Annotated in this window: 11 protein-coding genes; 1 reads left to right on the forward strand and 10 read right to left on the reverse strand. The window is 59.5% G+C overall.

The annotated features are described in order from the left end of the window. Positions 1–14: 14 nt before the first annotated feature. The 10 genes from QWI18_RS07425 to QWI18_RS07470 form a co-directional block, all read right to left on the reverse strand. On the reverse strand, positions 15–305 hold the full coding sequence (locus QWI18_RS07425; RefSeq protein WP_369318524.1) for a helix-turn-helix domain-containing protein: 291 nt from the start codon (positions 303–305) through the stop codon (positions 15–17). Then, positions 302–1624 (reverse strand): type II toxin-antitoxin system HipA family toxin, encoded by a 1323-nt coding sequence (locus QWI18_RS07430; protein WP_369318525.1) that lies wholly within the window; start codon positions 1622–1624, stop codon positions 302–304. Before QWI18_RS07430 ends, QWI18_RS07425 begins: the two co-directional genes overlap by 4 nt. A gap of 114 nt (positions 1625–1738) precedes the next feature. After that, positions 1739–4501 carry a LuxR C-terminal-related transcriptional regulator gene (locus QWI18_RS07435; protein ID WP_369318526.1) on the reverse strand — a complete coding sequence of 921 codons (2763 nt, stop codon included), beginning with the start codon at positions 4499–4501 and terminating at the stop codon, positions 1739–1741. 370 nt (positions 4502–4871) lie between these two features. Continuing rightward, positions 4872–6236 (reverse strand): DUF1329 domain-containing protein, encoded by a 1365-nt coding sequence (locus QWI18_RS07440; protein WP_369318527.1) that lies wholly within the window; start codon positions 6234–6236, stop codon positions 4872–4874. Positions 6237–6250: 14 nt separating this feature from the next. Next, the gene (locus QWI18_RS07445; protein WP_065991819.1) at positions 6251–8173 is read right to left on the reverse strand and encodes a DUF1302 domain-containing protein; all 1923 of its coding nucleotides are present in this window, start codon (positions 8171–8173) and stop codon (positions 6251–6253) included. A 361-nt stretch (positions 8174–8534) separates the two neighbouring features. Next, the gene (locus tag QWI18_RS07450) at positions 8535–10211 is read right to left on the reverse strand and encodes a fatty acid--CoA ligase (protein ID WP_192132577.1); all 1677 of its coding nucleotides are present in this window, start codon (positions 10209–10211) and stop codon (positions 8535–8537) included. Positions 10212–10426: 215 nt separating this feature from the next. Next, positions 10427–11329 (reverse strand): hypothetical protein, encoded by a 903-nt coding sequence (locus tag QWI18_RS07455; RefSeq protein WP_369318528.1) that lies wholly within the window; start codon positions 11327–11329, stop codon positions 10427–10429. A gap of 44 nt (positions 11330–11373) precedes the next feature. Further along, complete coding sequence (locus QWI18_RS07460) at positions 11374–11637, reverse strand: bacteriocin immunity protein (RefSeq protein WP_369318529.1); 264 nt, start codon at positions 11635–11637, stop codon at positions 11374–11376. Beyond that, complete coding sequence (locus QWI18_RS07465; protein ID WP_369318530.1) at positions 11627–13501, reverse strand: S-type pyocin domain-containing protein; 1875 nt, start codon at positions 13499–13501, stop codon at positions 11627–11629. Before QWI18_RS07465 ends, QWI18_RS07460 begins: the two co-directional genes overlap by 11 nt. A gap of 440 nt (positions 13502–13941) precedes the next feature. Beyond that, positions 13942–14571, reverse strand: a complete 630-nt coding sequence (locus QWI18_RS07470; protein WP_122536168.1) for a LysE family translocator — start codon at positions 14569–14571, stop codon at positions 13942–13944. An 88-nt stretch (positions 14572–14659) separates the two neighbouring features. On the opposite strand from QWI18_RS07470, the gene QWI18_RS07475 reads away from it, so the two are divergent. Next, positions 14660–15625: a 2-hydroxyacid dehydrogenase gene (locus QWI18_RS07475; protein ID WP_065991813.1), complete on the forward strand. Its 966-nt coding sequence runs from the start codon at positions 14660–14662 to the stop codon at positions 15623–15625. The last annotated feature ends 74 nt before the right edge of the window (positions 15626–15699 follow it).

The following is a 15699-nucleotide window of genomic DNA, read 5'->3' on the forward strand; positions in this document are numbered from 1 at the left end:
GGGCCGATCATGCATCAAAGGCTGGTCGCCGCCGGCTTGGGTCGCAACGGGATAATGCCGACCTGCATGCCGAAGGGTCTGAACACCGCGTTGAGAGTCTGCACCGTCGGATTCCCCTCGTCCTGCTCGATCTGGCGCAGCGTGCGCAACGAGATTTTGCACATGCGCGCGAACTGTTCCTGGCGCAATCCCGTGATTTCGGTCCGCAGCCGTTTGACGGCAGCGCCCATCGAAACGGCCCCGTCCAAAAGCTGCCCCCGAAGTTCGTCGAGGATGATGCCGCGCTGGCGTATGTCGTCGTTCATCGCAGGCCCCATCCCTTGAGCGTTGTATCCAGCTGCCCCAGCCTGATCCGTGGATGATTCAAGGTCTTTTGCGGCAAGCCCATTTCATTCAGCAAATCAGGCAATGCCCGCAGGCGTTCGGCATCGGTTCTGAGGCCCTCAAACAATTCGTCGGGGTCGGCCCATGCGGATAACGCCTGGCAGGCCTCACGCCAGTCCACTTCGCCGGCGCGTTCGATGGGGTCAGGCCATTTGGTGGTGCGCGTCACGCCTTCGTCGTCCATGACCATAGGCGCCAGGTCGTAAATCGGCGCCAGAGCGAGTCGCTGTTCATCGCGCAGGATCGACGTGTTGCGCCCATGGTTGTCGCTGTTTCCCAGAATCTGATTGATCAGGTCGCGCCTTACGTACTCGGCAACCATTTGAGGGATGCCCCCCTGCTGAGCATTCGCCGACCAGGCGTTAGACAGCGCGGCGACGGCTTGCACGTGCGTCATGTACGCGCCGGGGCGGGTGATGTCGGCGAGCGAGTACACCGATTCGACAGCCAGCCGGCGCACGCCCTGTTCATCGACGCTGCGGTCGAAGCGTTTCATCCACAGGCTGGGCTTGCGGGCCTCTTCAAGGCTCATGCCATCACAAGGAACGGTGTATTCACCGATGCGTTGGAGGGCCTGGTAATAGCAAAACTCGCTTCTGAGAATGGTGCGATCCGTCTCGTTGCCTTTGTTGCGACAGAATTTCACGAACCAGTGTTGACGGACTTCGCTGTCGGCGAGCGTTGCATCAGGGTGCATGAGTCCTGCGGTGTCCTCGGCCAGCAACAGCTTCGGCGCCTCGCCGCCCGCTCCCGTCGCACCTCCTACGGCTGCGCCTTGTTCATACGCGTATTCGAGAAAGCGGCTGTCCCGAGCAACGACCTCACTCCGGTCAAAACCGATGCTGCTGGCCTTGGGCAAAGCTTCGAACGATTCCTTGATCCGCAGATGCCCGACGGGCGCAGGGGTGCAGCGCTGCAAGAGCACCAGATCGGCCGGGGTGTTTTCGCCTTCAGGCACTGCCAGACGCGCCAGCAGGAAACGGCGCGCCGCTCCTGCGGGAACGATGTCATGCAAAAACGCCGGCAGCCCCGCCGTTCTGAACAAATCCCAGCCCAGTGGAATTCGAGCGCTTACGGATGGCGAGGTGGGACGATCAAGCGCATCGAGGTGGTCAATTAGAAATGCCTGCTCATACGCAAAGCTGCACGGGCTGTTCTGCCCTGACTCTGGCTTCTCGATGTCGAAACGCATCGCATCGTGCCATCGTCCCGACAGGTAGAGTTGGAGGGTCAACTGCATGACAGGGCGCTCGGCAATTTAATGCCTAAACCTTAGGGCCTGAGCGCATAAAAGGCAATTAAATGCCTAAAATGGGTAGTATTTGAAAAAAAAGGGTATTTAAGTGCCGATCCCTCAGCCCAGCAGTCCTAGCTCTTGCGCCCGGGCCACTGCTTGCGTGCGTCGCTCGACGCCCAGCTTGCCGTTGATGTGGCTGGCGTGGGTTTTGACGGTGTGCAGGGAAATGAACAAGCGCTCGCTGATCTCCTGATTGGAACAGCCTTGCGCGATCAACTGCAGCACGCTGAGTTCTCGGGCGCTGAGGTGGTCGCCGCCGTTGCAGCCGAGCGGTTCAGGGGTGACGCGCAGGCATGGCAGCCTCTGACCGGGAGCAGCTTCAGGCAGTTGCTGAAGCAGGTAATCGACCAGCCGGCATGGGGGGCGTTTGTGCAGTTGCTCGCGCAGCCAGTCGGGATGACCACGAATCAGGCGCTGGAAGGGCAGAACCGCACCGCCCGAGGCGAGCAGAAGGCTCTGTTGAAACAGCTCATCTGCCTCGGGCCCGCGTGATGTGTCGAGCAACAACAGGATGCGCTGACTCAGCGCATTGAGTCCGAGCAGTCCTGCGCCGATCCGCCGGGCGTACTCCACCAGACTGAGCAGCCGCGCCATTGCCTCTTCGGTACGGCCCTGAACGTGGTCAAGAACCGCCCGCAGCGTTTCGATCTGTTGAGGCAGTTGCGGCGAGCATTCGGGGGCGGCGGCAGGTTGATTGCCGCCATAGGTCTGTCCCAGTCGCAGCAGCCAGGCGTCAGCCAAGTCGATGCGGCCCTGGGCCAGCCAGAGCTCGCATTTGGCGAGAGTGATCATTGCCAGGTAATAAACCGGCGGCACGTCCCAGATGTGCATCAGCCGCTCGGCCTCGGCCAGCTCGGCGAAGGCTTCGGCGTAGCGTCCTTCGCGCCCCTCCATTCCGGCAATCACGCAGTGGCCGATCAGCACGCTGATGTCACGGCAGGCGCGCGCCTCGGCGAGTCCGGCGTTCAAGCGCTCGCGGCCTGCCTCCGGTTGAAGGCACTGCACCAGCAGATAACCTTCGTACAACGTCAGTCGCGCGCGCACCGCGTATAACTTTTGTGAAGACAGGCCGTTCAAACGTCTCAAGCCCTGGCGCACCTCCTCCATCGAGCGAAGCGTTTCGCCACGGGCCTGCAACGTGCGGGCCCGGTCGTAGTGCGCCAGTGCTTCAAACAACGGATTGGCCACCCGTTGCGCCAACTCCAGGGCGTCACGGTTCAGCGCCCGGGCGCGCCATAAATCTCCATCGGCAATGGCCAGATTCGCCAGCGTCGACAGGCACAGCAAACGCTGACCGTACCGCTTGGGCGGCAGACTGACCAACGCTTCGCTGCAATAACGCCGGGCCGTCTCACTGTCGCCGCGGCCTCGGGCGATGATCCCGCTGAGCGCCAGCCACTGCGCCAGCATCGAATTTTGCGCCGTCGCGGAAGGGGCCGGCAGGAATCGACTGAGGTGATTGCCCAGCTCCTCGGCCGCGTCCAGCTGACACGCCAGGCCCAGGGCCCAGGCGTACAGCACGATCAAACGCGGCGTGCTGACCAGCAGGCTGTCGGGCAAGTCCATTTTCCAGCGCAGCAGCATGCCGACGTTTTGCTCGGCAAGCAGTTGTTCTTCGGACAGGTTCTGCACCAGATTGGCCGCCACATCCAGATGTCCCGCGCGCAACGCCTGCTCGATGGCTTCGTCGAGCAGCCCCTGGTCGCTGAACCAGCGGCAGGCATTCAGGTGCACGCGCCGTTGTTGCGGCGTGACACTGGGTCCGGCACGCGCGCGCAGCAGGTCAGAAAACAAATGGTGATAGCGAAACCAGCGACCGTGCTCGTCCAGCGGGACCAGAAACACCTGATGCGCTTGCAGGTACCCAAGCATCTCATCGCTGTCATGACTGTCACGTGCGGCGTTGCACAGTGCACCGCCGAAGCGCTCCAGACAGGCGGTTTCATAGAGAAAAGCCTGAACGTCAGCAGGCAAGCAATCAATGACCTCTTCGAGCAAATAATCACGGATCAGCCCTTCCCCGCCGTTGAGCCCTTGGGTCAGCGCGTTACTCCCCGCTTCGTTGGCGGCCAGCAGCCAGAATCGCAGGCCGGCCACCCAACCTTCACTGCGTTGCAGCAAGGCGTGCAGTGCTTCATCGCTCAAGCCATGGCGCTGCGGATCCAGCACCGCCAGCGACTCGTCGTCGGTCAGACGCAGGTCCTGCTCGGACAACTCCAGCAATTGACGGGACAGCCGCAGCCGCGCCAGGTGCCAGTTCGGCCTCTGCCGGCTGGTGACCATGATGTTCATGCCCGCAGGCAGATGATTGAGCAGAAATTGCAGGCAGCGATCCAGCACGGGGCCCTGCACCAAGTGATAGTCGTCGAGCACCAGCAGCAGCGGTTTGCTCAGCATCAGGTGCATCGCCAGTTCGTCCAGCAAACCGTCCAGCCACTCTTCGAAGGCAAACGGCTGGTGACGCTGACGCATCTTCAGAAGCCCGAGCGCCTGGGCGCCGAGTTGGGGGAAAAATTGCTGGAGACCGCAGAGAAGACGTTCGAGAAACCGGCCCGGGTCGCTGTCCCGGTGGCTCAGACCCAGCCAGAGGTTCTGCCACTGATCGGGCAGGCTCTCGCAGAACTCCACCGCCAGTGAGCTTTTACCGAACCCGGCCGGCGCGCTGACCAACAAGAGGCGCCCGGACAGACCCGCACTCAGCCGCTCGCACAATCGAGGTCTCGATACATAACCTTCAGGCAATGGCGGACGGAAGAAACGGCCTTCCAACGCAGTGACGGCGTGATTTGCGAATCCTTGCAAACGCGACAGATCAGTCATGGCCGGCTCTTGTTGGAGTGCTTGTTGTTCGGCGTTCAGATGTCGGGAGACTAGCGGCTATGGGGAACCTTTTGAACATTGTTAGACGAAAGACTGTAAGAAAACGTATCCCATCAACAGGGCGAATGTTGGTTTATATGTCCGGGGAGGTACGTTCGGCGCCGTCGGGGGGATGCGGCGTGTGGCAAAGGATCGCTGCGCAGGTCGCCTGAAGGCGGGACTCTGTCAGCGCGGGCAAAAAAACACCCCGATCGCTCGGAGTGTTTCCTTTCTGCTCCATGGGGATCAGCCATAGGGTAAGACAGCGGAGGACTTCAGTGCGCTGTAGCTGTGATCAACATTGCACGCTCTCCGCTTGTACGGTCAGCCGTTAGCGCACGCCTTCCTGGCGCAGCGCGTTGGGCGAGAAGTCGCTGGCAGTGGCGGTAAAGCCGAAGTCGTAAGCCCTCTTCTCTTCGTTCTTCATGCCCAGCGCCAGATAGCGGCCTGATTGCAGGTCGTACAAGGCTTCAAGGGCGTACCACGGCACTTGCTTGTCGTAGTAGTTTTCGGCATGGGCTTCAGCCACGCGCCACAGTTGACCACGACCGTCGTAGTGATCGATGACCGCTGCCTGCCAGGTGTCTTCGTCGATGAAGAAGTCACGTTTGGCGTAGATGTGGCGCTGGCCTTCTTTCAGCGTAGCAGTCACGTGCCAGACACGACGCAGCTCATAGCGCGCCAGGTCCTGATTGATGTGGCCGGCCTTGATGATGTCGGCGTATTTCAATTTCGGATCGTCGAGCTTGTAGCTGTCGGACGCGATGTACATCTCTTGTTTGCCGATCAGCTTCCAGTCGTACCGATCAGGCGCGCCGTTGAACATGTCGAGGTTGTCGGAAGTACGCAGGCCGTCGGCGGCGGTGCCCGGCCCGTCATAGGACACTTGCGGCGCACGGCGTACACGACGCTGCCCGGCGTTGTAGACCCACGCCGCACGCGGCTCTTTGACCTGATCGAGGGTTTCGTGCACCAGCAGCACCGAGCCTGCCAGACGCGCTGGCGCCGTCACTTCCTGCTTGAAATAGAACAGGATGTTGCCCGGATTCTTTGGATCGAAATCCTTCATCTTGTCGCGAAAGACGAACTCATCGTGGAAATACACCGGGTTGAACGAGCCGTTGGTCTGCGGCGTGGCCTGGGTGACCAGACGCGAGACGCTGCCGCCGCGATATCGGGTGATGTGGTTCCAGATCACCTCGAGGCCATCCTTCGGAATCGGGAACGGCACCGCAGTTTCGAAATTCTCCAGGCCGTTGCCGCCGCCCACCAGCTTGGTCCTGGTGGCGTTGTTCTTGATCGCAGCGAACACGTCAGCGGGCACAGTGGCGCCACGGTGGGACGGGTAAACCGGCATTTTGTAGGTGTCCGGGTAGCGCTTGAACATCGCGTACTGGCCCGGGGCAAGTTTGTCCTTGTACTGGTCCACGTTCTGCGCCGTGATGGTGAACTGCGCTTTTTCACTGGCGTACGGGTTGGCCAGGAAACCTTTGTCGTCCACCGCGCCCGCGTTGGTCGGCATCGGGCTCCAGGCCGGGATGGTGTTGGCAGCGTTGCCGGCTTTTTCCGCGCCCATTGGCGTCAGCGTGGTGCCCAGCTTGGCGGCTTCGGCGTCGGACACCGCCGCCATCACGCTGGTCGCCAGCAACGACAGCCCCAACACGCCCACCTGCAACAGACCCTTCGTGATTTTCATTTTCATTATTGTCCTTAGAAGTTCATGCCGAAGCTGAGCGCTACGAAGTCGCGGTCGTCCACGGTGGTGTACTTGCCGTCGAAGAAGTTGGTGTAGGAAAGGTTGGCGGTGTAGGTGTTCTGATACTCGGCGTCGAGGCCCAGACTCACGGCCTTGCGACCTTCCTCGAAGTTGCCGCCAGGGCCTGGCGAGTAGCCGTCGACGTCGTGGGACCAGGCCACGCTCGGGCGCAGGTTCACACCGGCGAAGACGTTGTTGTAATCCCAGATGGCGCGGGCGCGGTAACCCCACGAATCGGTGGTGGTGAAGCCATCGTTTTCGCAGTAGCGGCTGAGGTTGTTCTGCGCGGCAGCGCCCAGGGTGCTGGCGTTGAGGGTCTGGCACTGACCACCCGGAAGAGGGCCAGGGCCATAGCTCGGGTCGCGGCCATAACGCAGTTTCGAGGTGCTTTCCAGGCCGCCGACATGGGTCCAGCCGACCTCACCCACCACGGTCAGACGTTCGGCGCCCATCACTTGGTCGAAGAAGTGCGTGAAAGTGGTCTGCGCCTGGCTGATTTCCTTGCGGCGATAGCCTTTCTGGTCCTGGCCGGGTGCGCCCTGCAGCAGCGACACGTTCGAGTTCAGCGGCGACAGGCCGGAATACAGAATGTCGGTGGTGTTCAACTGCACCGGTGCGTTCGGGCGGTAGCTCAGTTCACCGCTCCACGCCGTGCCGGTGGGCAAGGTGGTGGAGAAGCTCAGGCCGAACAGGTGGATGTCTTCCGGGTATTCAACGTAGTAACTGGAGTTGCCGGCGACCACGACGGGCAACAGGGTTGGCGCGAGGGCCGCAGCAACACCCCGAGGAACGCCATTTGCCGCCAGACCGCCCACCAGACCCGCTGCGCTGTAGGCGCTCGCCGGCCCGCCCTTGCCGCTGAAGATCGGCAGACGGCTGTGGTAATTCATGTAATAAGCGCCGAACTCGGTGTCCAGCGGCTCGAAGTTATAGTGCATGGCCAGGCCGTACTGGCCGCTGTCCCGGGCATCGCGATCAGGGCCGCGGGCAACCACGGCGCCCTCGTCAGGGCTGCCGAAACTCACGCCGCGGGCTGCCAGCGTTCTTTGAACGGGGCCACGCAACGCGGCTGGCAGAGCCGAATTGAGGCTGTCGCGGGTGCGCAGCACGGCAAGGTTGCTGTTGCAGCCGTCCGCGATGACGTCCGGTTGCGAGAAGAAGGTGCCGCAGTTGTCGACGACGGTCTGGTCCCATTCCAACTGGTAAAAGCCTTCTGCCGACAGGTTTTCGGTCAGGCTTTGCGACAGGTAGAACATGTTGACCGGAATCAGGCCTTCCTTGATTTCCGAGCCAGGACGCCGGAACGCGGACACGTCGACCGGGTTGATGCTGTTGATGCCGCCCTGGATGAAGGTACTTTCACCCCAGCTGACGACTTGCTTGCCCAGACGCACCGAACCCGGTTCATCGGCAATGGAATAGTTGTGATAGACGAAGGCGTCGAGCAGCTCGAAACCTGAGGATTTGGCGCCCTCTTTGCGGCCGGAATCGCTGATGTCCTTGAAGTCGCGGCCTTCATCCTTGAGCTCGAAGTCGTACCAGTACTTGCCCCGCAGGAACACACCGGTGTCGCCGTACTTCAGTTCAAGATCGTGAATGCCCTTGAAGATCTTCGAAAACGTTTCTCCGCTTTTGAAGTTCAAGTGACCGTCGTCGGAGGTTTGCGAAAGACCGTGACCGCCGTTGTTGGAGCCGATCAGGTTCTTGTTGGCATTCTGGGTGGACCAGCTTGCCCCTACTGAGAGCGACGAGTCGAAGTTGCCTTCGATTTCTCCGATATTGAAACTGACGCCGAATGCAGGGCCGGCGAGCGTGGAAGCGAGGCTGACGGCCAAGGGCAATTTAGCCCGGCGCCAGAACTGGTTAGCTGATGTCATCGACGCTACTCCATGTGCTTTTATTTTTATGGCAGTGGGTGCTTCCGGAAACGACTCAGGCGGACGGGCCGCAGTGCCTGGTGTCAACGCTGATCGGGCAGCCAATCAACTGCGAAACGATCGATGCGCTTTCTCCGGTACCAACCTACTGCCGACTATAGCCAGCAGGTGCTGCTGCTTGATCCCTCTAAAGTGTGATTTACAGCGCCAACACCTCTGGCACGCCGACGCCAGAGTGGCCAATCACATCGCAGGGGGAGCATGGCTGAAAAAGAAGAATTGGCAAGGAAGACGCCGGAGTAGAGCCTTCGCGGCACATTTTCAAAGCAATGAACGATGAAAATGGCCGCGAAGGAAAGCGTCAGAGCGTGGAGAGGAAAGCGCTGTTGCTGCCCTGCCATTCGAGGATGTTCTGGCGGATCTGCTTCTTGTCGAGCTTGCCGACACTGGTCTTGGGAATTTCGGTAACAAGGGCGATCTGGCTCGGAATCGCCCACTTGTTAATGTGCCCCTGTTCCACAAACGGCTTGAGGTGTTCCTTCAGGATCTTGGCATCCAGAACGTGACCCTCGCGGGCGACCAACAGCGCAAACGGGCGCTCGCCCCACTGCGGGTCAGCGATGCCGACCACAGCCACTTCACGGACACCGGGATGGCGACTGCAGAGATCCTCCAGCTGCAGCGAAGACACCCACTCGCCCCCCGTCTTGATGACATCTTTGATGCGGTCGCGAATGTCGATCCCGCCCATGTTGTCCAGCGTCGCCACGTCACCGGTGTGCAGCCAGCCGCCGGCCCACAGTTCGGCGCCCTTCTCCGGCTCGCGGTAATACCCTTCGCTCAGCCACGGCGCACGCAGCACCAGTTCGCCCTGGGTCTCGCCGTCGGATGGCAGAAAGTTGCCCTCGCCATCGACAATCGCTGCCTCGACCAGCACGCCCGGCGCCCCGGCCTTGATTCGGTACGTGGTGCGTTCGTCTTCACTGGCGGCCATCAGGTCGTCGTTCAAGTGCGCAACCGACACCAACGGCCCGGTCTCGGACATGCCGTAGGCCGCAGACAGCTGAATGCCCTTGGCCTTGGCCGCTTCGTACAGCGAACGATTGAGCGAGCTGCCGCCGATGATGATGTGCCAGCCGGTGAAATCCATGTCCTGGGCGGCTTTGGCGTTGAGCACCATCTGCATAATGGTAGGCACGCAGTGCGAGAACGTGACCTTTTCCTTTTGCCAGAGCGCCACAAGCAACTCGGGGTCGTAGCGGCCGGGGTACACCTGCTTGACGCCCAGCATGGTGGCGGCATACGGCACGCCCCACGCATGAACGTGGAACATCGGCGTGATCGGCATGTAAACCTTGTCGCCGCCAAGGATGCCTTCGACGCTGCCCATGATCGTCGCAACGGCCAAGGTGTGCAGCACGAGCTGGCGATGGGTGAAATACACCCCCTTTGGGTTGCCCGTGGTGCCGGTGGTGTAGAACGTGGTCGCCACCGAGTTCTCGTCGAAATCCTCGAACTGATAATGCGGACTCGCCGCGGCCAGCAACGCTTCGTACTCGCCGACGAGATTGGGCAGGTCGGTGGTAGCGCCATCGGTATCGGTCAGTAACAGTGTCTTTTCCACCGTCGTCAGTTGCCCGGCGATGGCGTTGTAGAGGGGCACAAACTCGCTGTTGACCAGCACCAGCTTGTCTTCAGCGTGGTTCATGGTGAACAGGATCTGCTCGGGCGACAGCCTCACGTTGATGGTATGCACCACCGCACCAATCATTGGAATGGCAAACATGCATTCCAGGTAACGATGGCTGTCCCAATCCATCACCGCCACGGTGTCACCCGCCTTGACCCCCGCCGCGGTCAGCGCACCGGCCAGCCGGCAGATGCGCTCGTTGAGCATTTGATACGAATAGCGCGAATGGTCCCGGTAAACGATCTCACGGGTCTTTTCGTAGCGCACGCCTGACAGCAGCAGTCGCTTGATCAACAGAGGGTACGGGTACGCCCCTTCGGCGGGCGGAATCACGCGGGTGTGCAGCATAGGAATCCCTTTTCACGGTGCAGGTGCGGGCTTGTAAATATGCACTGTAGGGGCTTGGCGCGTCGATCGGATCAGCCGAAGGGATGAATTGTGTCAGCGCACGTCACCGAGCCCACACGTGTGGGATACCAGCCAAAGGATACAAAAATAAGACCAAACGCAGACGAATTGTCTGCGTTTGGTCTTTTTGGGGTAGCTAGCCGGCCATTAAGTCCTCAAGGGGCAAGACTGGCCGACATGCTCGGCGTGGTCAGGTAGGGCCCGATTGAGGATGCATATTCAGCCACCGCAGCATCAATCCGTTGCTTCAGCACGACGGTGGCGCGCTCGACTTCCGCCATCGCCAGTGGACCTGGAACAAAAAGCAAATGGCGGAGCGCTTGGCTGTCAGCAAGGTCATCTTCCGGCTCACCGCTTCCGTCCGAGCGTGTTTGTGGAATGGGCTCCCTGGTAGCCGCTACTAACTCTGTCGCCAGTCGGGCTTCTCGCAACGCTGATTCTTGGGCTCGCTGATTAATCAGTGCTTGAGCCGCAGCTTCGGCCTGTTGCTCGGCAAGCTGGCGGGCGGCCACTTCAGCAGCCTCCTTCGCCCGACGCTCCTGAAGCTCGCGGGCTTGTTGCTCCGCGAGCTGTTGAGCGTGGAGGCGAGCTGCCTCCTCCGCTCGTTGTCGCGCCAGTTGACGAGCTGCTTCCTCTGCCTGTTGCTGAGCGAGTTGTCGCGCTGCCTCCTCGGCCCGTCGTTGAGCCTCTTGCCGGGCGGCCTCAATCATTTGCGCATGAGTCGATGAAAGCTGATTGATGAAATTGTTCAAATACCAAACAACCTCACTGGCAATGATTTGACGATGCACCTCCACAAGGGAGGCGGACATAAATGAAAGATCCGCCCCTACCATGCTATTGAACTGATCCAAGGTGAGATGCCCTGCATCGTCACGTTCCCCAGGGGCATAAGGGGGAATAGACGCAAGCTTGGCTGCTCTCAGTTGCGATGCAGCGTCGCGATACCGCTCAACAATCTGAAGATCAGACATTCCAGATGTTGAGCCTAAATGAGCGATAACTTCGCTCTGGATTGAGCCTGGAAGCTGCTGAAGTAACACGGTGTAATGAGCCATTGATAAATTCCTTTTAAATAAATATGGAGATGCCCAATTGGTCGTCAATCAGACGCCGACTTGAAACCAGCTTTACCATTAGCTGCTCGCCAGGCCTTGACTTCTTTTACTATTCCTTCCGGAGAATCATCAGCATCGGGCTTGGGGTAGTAGATCAAATCGGAGCCATCGGGGTGTTCGCCGAGGCGCTCAAAAGTCATTACCGCTTGGGTGTGCTGATACTCAGTTTTGTAGTCCACAACACAGATTTTTCTAACGAGCTCTAGAAACTCTGCTTCGGTGATCCCTTGAATCGTTTCAGCGTTCATTGTCGCGTCCCTCATTACGTAAATCTCTGTGGATTGCGTCGTGGTTAGCTGGGGTATTGAGTCTTAAATTATCAACGCCGTACACATCTCCTCCCTGTGAGATTGGAACAACGTGATGTATTTCGAGTTTTACCCTTCCGCCTTTCCTATCTTGCCTTACCGCAAAAGGCGCGAGGCCAGATTTGATGAGAGCAATGTTCCTCTCACTCATATTTGCAGTGATCTCAGGGTGTTTCGACATCTCGCGCCATATGGCCCGCTTCAGATTTCGAAATTCAGCATAGTTCTTACCTCGCAGTGCGTCTGCAATCACTGACGGCACTGGCGAACCCAGACCATTGGATACGGACGCCTGCCAGTTGGGATCGATATCGCCACCGAAACCGCTCACAACCCCTGGCAAATACCTGGGGCTGTTGAACATGACATACACAGGCGGAAGGCCCGAGTCCGCCGGAAAGACAAGTATGTAGTCCTCAAAATCCTCTATGTCATAAGTCGGGAAATGTCCAAGCTGCTCCGAAACGGGCGAAATAGCGGCCCCGGAATAGTCAGGCCCTTTGGACTCATCGGCCGGCAAAGCAGTAGAACTGCTCTCCGGGCTAACCGCGGGTGTCCAGATCAGAGCCGGGCGGTCTGCCCCGTCCTGTTTAAATTCATACGCTTTGGTGCTCGAGTTATAGACGAACGTTCGCACACGGACTTTGGAGCTGACCATCAAACCGTCGGCTTCAGCCCAGACCGTTTTTAGTTCGCCTTCACCCTCCTCAATCCTTAACCGGTGGGTAACCTCAACCGTTCCAACGCGGCCTGCGATGAATTCGAGGTCGACATTGCCAGAGACCCCAATCTCCGACGCAGGCGAAGCAATCAGTGGGGGCGCGAGTTCACCGTCAGCCAACTCGGTTGGATAAAGTAAAGCAAGTTGCGGAAGCGACCGCCCTAGTGCCTTGGCTGCCTGTCGGGTAAACAGCCTCTGCGCGATAGCTTTGGCTGCTTCAGACGCAGTGGGAAAGTTCTGCGTTGGAGCATTCGGCCCTGCCACCATCGACCAGAGTCGGCTTGCTTCAGTAGCATGCTTTAAGACCAGAGACTCGTCATTGGCTACGGAGTTACGCGTCTTCCAGGCTTGCTCGGCATAGTGTTCTGAAAGCGCCGCAGATTTATCGAGCAACTGAGTCACTGCTTTTGCGTGCAAGTCGGCTTCAAGCGCCTGCTCATAGGCAAGACTCCACGCTTGGTGAGTCTGAAAAGCTTGTTCTGCGCTAACGCTTCGACTTCGTAAGATTACTCCGTAGTGCTCGCTGGTTATTTGAAGAGGATCACCCCCAGTAAAAGCATGCGAGCTCTGATGATTACTTTCAGAAGCCGCTTTTTTTTGGGCGATCAAGTAGTTGATCCGGGCTTTATGCTCAAGTATCGCGTTCAGTGACTGTTGACGCTGAGCGTCGTATGACGAGCTGTCTTCGCCGAGTTCGGACATGAGCGAGACAGGCAGTGCGGCTACATTGTGATCATGCTGAAGATCAAGCTCACGTTTTCGAGTTGCTTGCGCGAGAGGTAAAGATTCCAGGGCTTGACGGTGAGCCGCTGCTTGACGCTCTTGCTCGGCTCTAGCGTTTGCCGCCGCCATAGCCGCTTGAGCTTGCGCCTCCCTTCTGGCTTCTTGCTCAGCCTCAGCGTGAGCTTGGGCTTGGGCTCGAACCCGTGCCTCAGCGTCAGAAATGGATTGCTGATGAGCTTCTTTTTGAGCCTGTAATTCAGCGGCTGCCTTGACGCGGGCCGCTTCAGCACGCTGACGCGCTTCCAGTGCACGGCGGCGCTTATCGCGAATACGCAGCCGGCGACGTTTGGAGCTAGACAATGTCCCGGCTCTGCCGCCCTCACCTCCGCTGCCACCCCCCCATCCAATGCTCCATCCGTCACGGGAGGGTCGAAGTCCCCCGCCAGAGCCGTAAGGATTACCAGGAGGTATCCCTCGATTGACAACAATATTTTTTTCTTCGGTGTTGCTCATACAGGTTCTCCTTTTTGTCTGTATGGCAACCACGTAACGCTCATCCCTCTGATGTCAGGTAATACATAGTTATGGAGATTTTTTTATTTGTTGTGATATAGGGCGCAGCACTACGAGCCCTGCCTTTTTCACACCGGAATAAAAAGCAAGGACGAAAAAAACCCGCCGTTTAGGCGGGTATGTTTCCAAACAGGTTACCTAGCAACTGTCTAAGTCTTTTTTGATCGAATCGCATTGCTCAGCATTCACCTTAAGGCGCGACGTTGCAACAGACCATCACATCAACCTCAATGCATTTCCGTCAACGCCAGCTTCAAGCCCAGCGCAACCAGCACACCACCCATCGCCCGATCAAACCAGTGACCCATCCGCGCAAAGCCCGCGCGCACCCGGGGCTGGCTGAACAGGCGTGCCACCAGGCAAAACCACGCGCCGGTCGCGAATGCCAGGTAAACCCCGTAGCCCGCCTGAACCAACATCGGCGTGTGCGGGTTGATCACGACGGTGAACAGCGACAGAAAAAACAGCGTCGCTTTCGGGTTCAGGCCGTTGGTGACGAACCCGGCCGTGAAGGCGCCCCGCGCGGTGCGCTCGCCTTTGGCGATGTCCACGGGCGCATCCGATGCGCTCGCAGGTTTGGCGCGCAGCGCTTTGATGCCGATGTAAATCAGGTACGCCGCTGCCGCCCATTTCAAGGCATTGAACAGGACGATGGATTGCGAAACGATCAAGCCAATCCCCAGCAGCGAATAGCCGACGTGCAGGAAAATCGCGGTGCCCACACCCATGGCGGTGTAGGTGCCGGCCTTGCGCCCGTGGGTCACGCTCTCGCGCACCACGACCGCGAAGTCCGGCCCAGGACTGGCGACGGCCAGCAGGTGGATCAGCGCAACGGTTAAGAATTCGGGCCAGTACATTGAAGTTCTCCAGGCGTTATGGCGAGCGGCAGGCTCTGGTAGGCTCGTCACATTACGCTTCCCACCCACCGAGCAAAAGGTACAGCTGATGCCCAGTCAACGCCGAGCAGTTTTCCTGGATCACACCTCTCTGGATCTGGGGGATCTCGACCTCGCGCCGTGGCGTGAAACCTTCAGCGAACTGGTGCTGCACGCGAGCACCACGGCCGATCAGGTGGCCGAGCGCTTGAAGGACGCCGACGTGGCCATTTCCAACAAGATCATGATCGATGCCGACACGTTCGCCGCCTGCCCGAATCTGAAACTGGTGCTGGTGACCGCAACCGGCGTCAACAACGTCGACCTCGATGCCGCGCGTAAACACGGTGTGGTGGTGAGCAATTGTCAGGGCTATGGCACGCCTTCCGTAGCTCAACACGCAATGATGTTGCTGCTGGCGATGGCCACCCGCTTGCCTGACTATCAAAAAGCGATTCAACAGGGCCAGTGGCAAAAATCGAAGCAGTTCTGCTTGCTGGACTTCCCCATCGTCGAGCTGGAAGGCAAGACACTGGGGCTACTGGGCCATGGCGAACTGGGCGGCGCCGTCGCGAAGCTGGCGGAAGCCTTCGGTATGCGCGTGCTGTCGGGTCAGATTCCCGGTCGTCCTGCCCGCCCTGATCGCGTGCCACTGAATGAGCTGCTGCCACAGGTCGACGCCCTCACCCTGCATTGCCCACTCAACGAGCACACCCGGGACATGATTGGCGCCCACGAGCTGAGCTTGCTCAAACCCAAAGCCTTCATCGTCAATACCGCGCGGGGTGGCTTGATCAACGAGCCGGCACTGGCCGATGCCCTGCGCAACGGTCATCTCGGCGGCGCGGCCACCGACGTGCTGACGGTCGAGCCACCGGTCAACGGCAATCCGCTGCTGTCGGGCGATATTCCGCGATTGATCATCACGCCCCACAGCGCCTGGGGCAGTCAGGAAGCGCGGCAGCGCATCGTCGGCCAGATCAACGAAAACGCTTTGGCGTTTTATGCAGGCGAACCCGTTCGGGTCGTGAGCTGACACGCAGCGCTTTGCAGGCCCGCCACTCCGTTGCACAGGGCACGTGCGCGGCGCGGCAGGCCTGTTAAACTTCG

It is taken from the genome of Pseudomonas sp. W2Oct36, assembly GCF_041060465.1.
GTDB lineage: Bacteria > Pseudomonadota > Gammaproteobacteria > Pseudomonadales > Pseudomonadaceae > Aquipseudomonas > Aquipseudomonas graminis_B.

Bases quoted from the DNA above. Each gene is read 5' to 3' on its own strand.
- QWI18_RS07425 (WP_369318524.1), bottom strand. From the start codon at position 305: ATGAACGACGACATACGCCAGCGCGGCATCATCCTCGACGAACTTCGG.
- QWI18_RS07430 (WP_369318525.1), bottom strand. From the start codon at position 1,624: ATGCAGTTGACCCTCCAACTCTACCTGTCGGGACGATGGCACGATGCG.
- QWI18_RS07435 (WP_369318526.1), bottom strand. From the start codon at position 4,501: ATGACTGATCTGTCGCGTTTGCAAGGATTCGCAAATCACGCCGTCACT.
- QWI18_RS07440 (WP_369318527.1), bottom strand. From the start codon at position 6,236: ATGAAAATCACGAAGGGTCTGTTGCAGGTGGGCGTGTTGGGGCTGTCG.
- QWI18_RS07445 (WP_065991819.1), bottom strand. From the start codon at position 8,173: ATGACATCAGCTAACCAGTTCTGGCGCCGGGCTAAATTGCCCTTGGCC.
- QWI18_RS07450 (WP_192132577.1), bottom strand. From the start codon at position 10,211: ATGCTGCACACCCGCGTGATTCCGCCCGCCGAAGGGGCGTACCCGTAC.
- QWI18_RS07455 (WP_369318528.1), bottom strand. From the start codon at position 11,329: ATGGCTCATTACACCGTGTTACTTCAGCAGCTTCCAGGCTCAATCCAG.
- QWI18_RS07460 (WP_369318529.1), bottom strand. From the start codon at position 11,637: ATGAACGCTGAAACGATTCAAGGGATCACCGAAGCAGAGTTTCTAGAG.
- QWI18_RS07470 (WP_122536168.1), bottom strand. From the start codon at position 14,571: ATGTACTGGCCCGAATTCTTAACCGTTGCGCTGATCCACCTGCTGGCC.
- QWI18_RS07475 (WP_065991813.1), top strand. From the start codon at position 14,660: ATGCCCAGTCAACGCCGAGCAGTTTTCCTGGATCACACCTCTCTGGAT.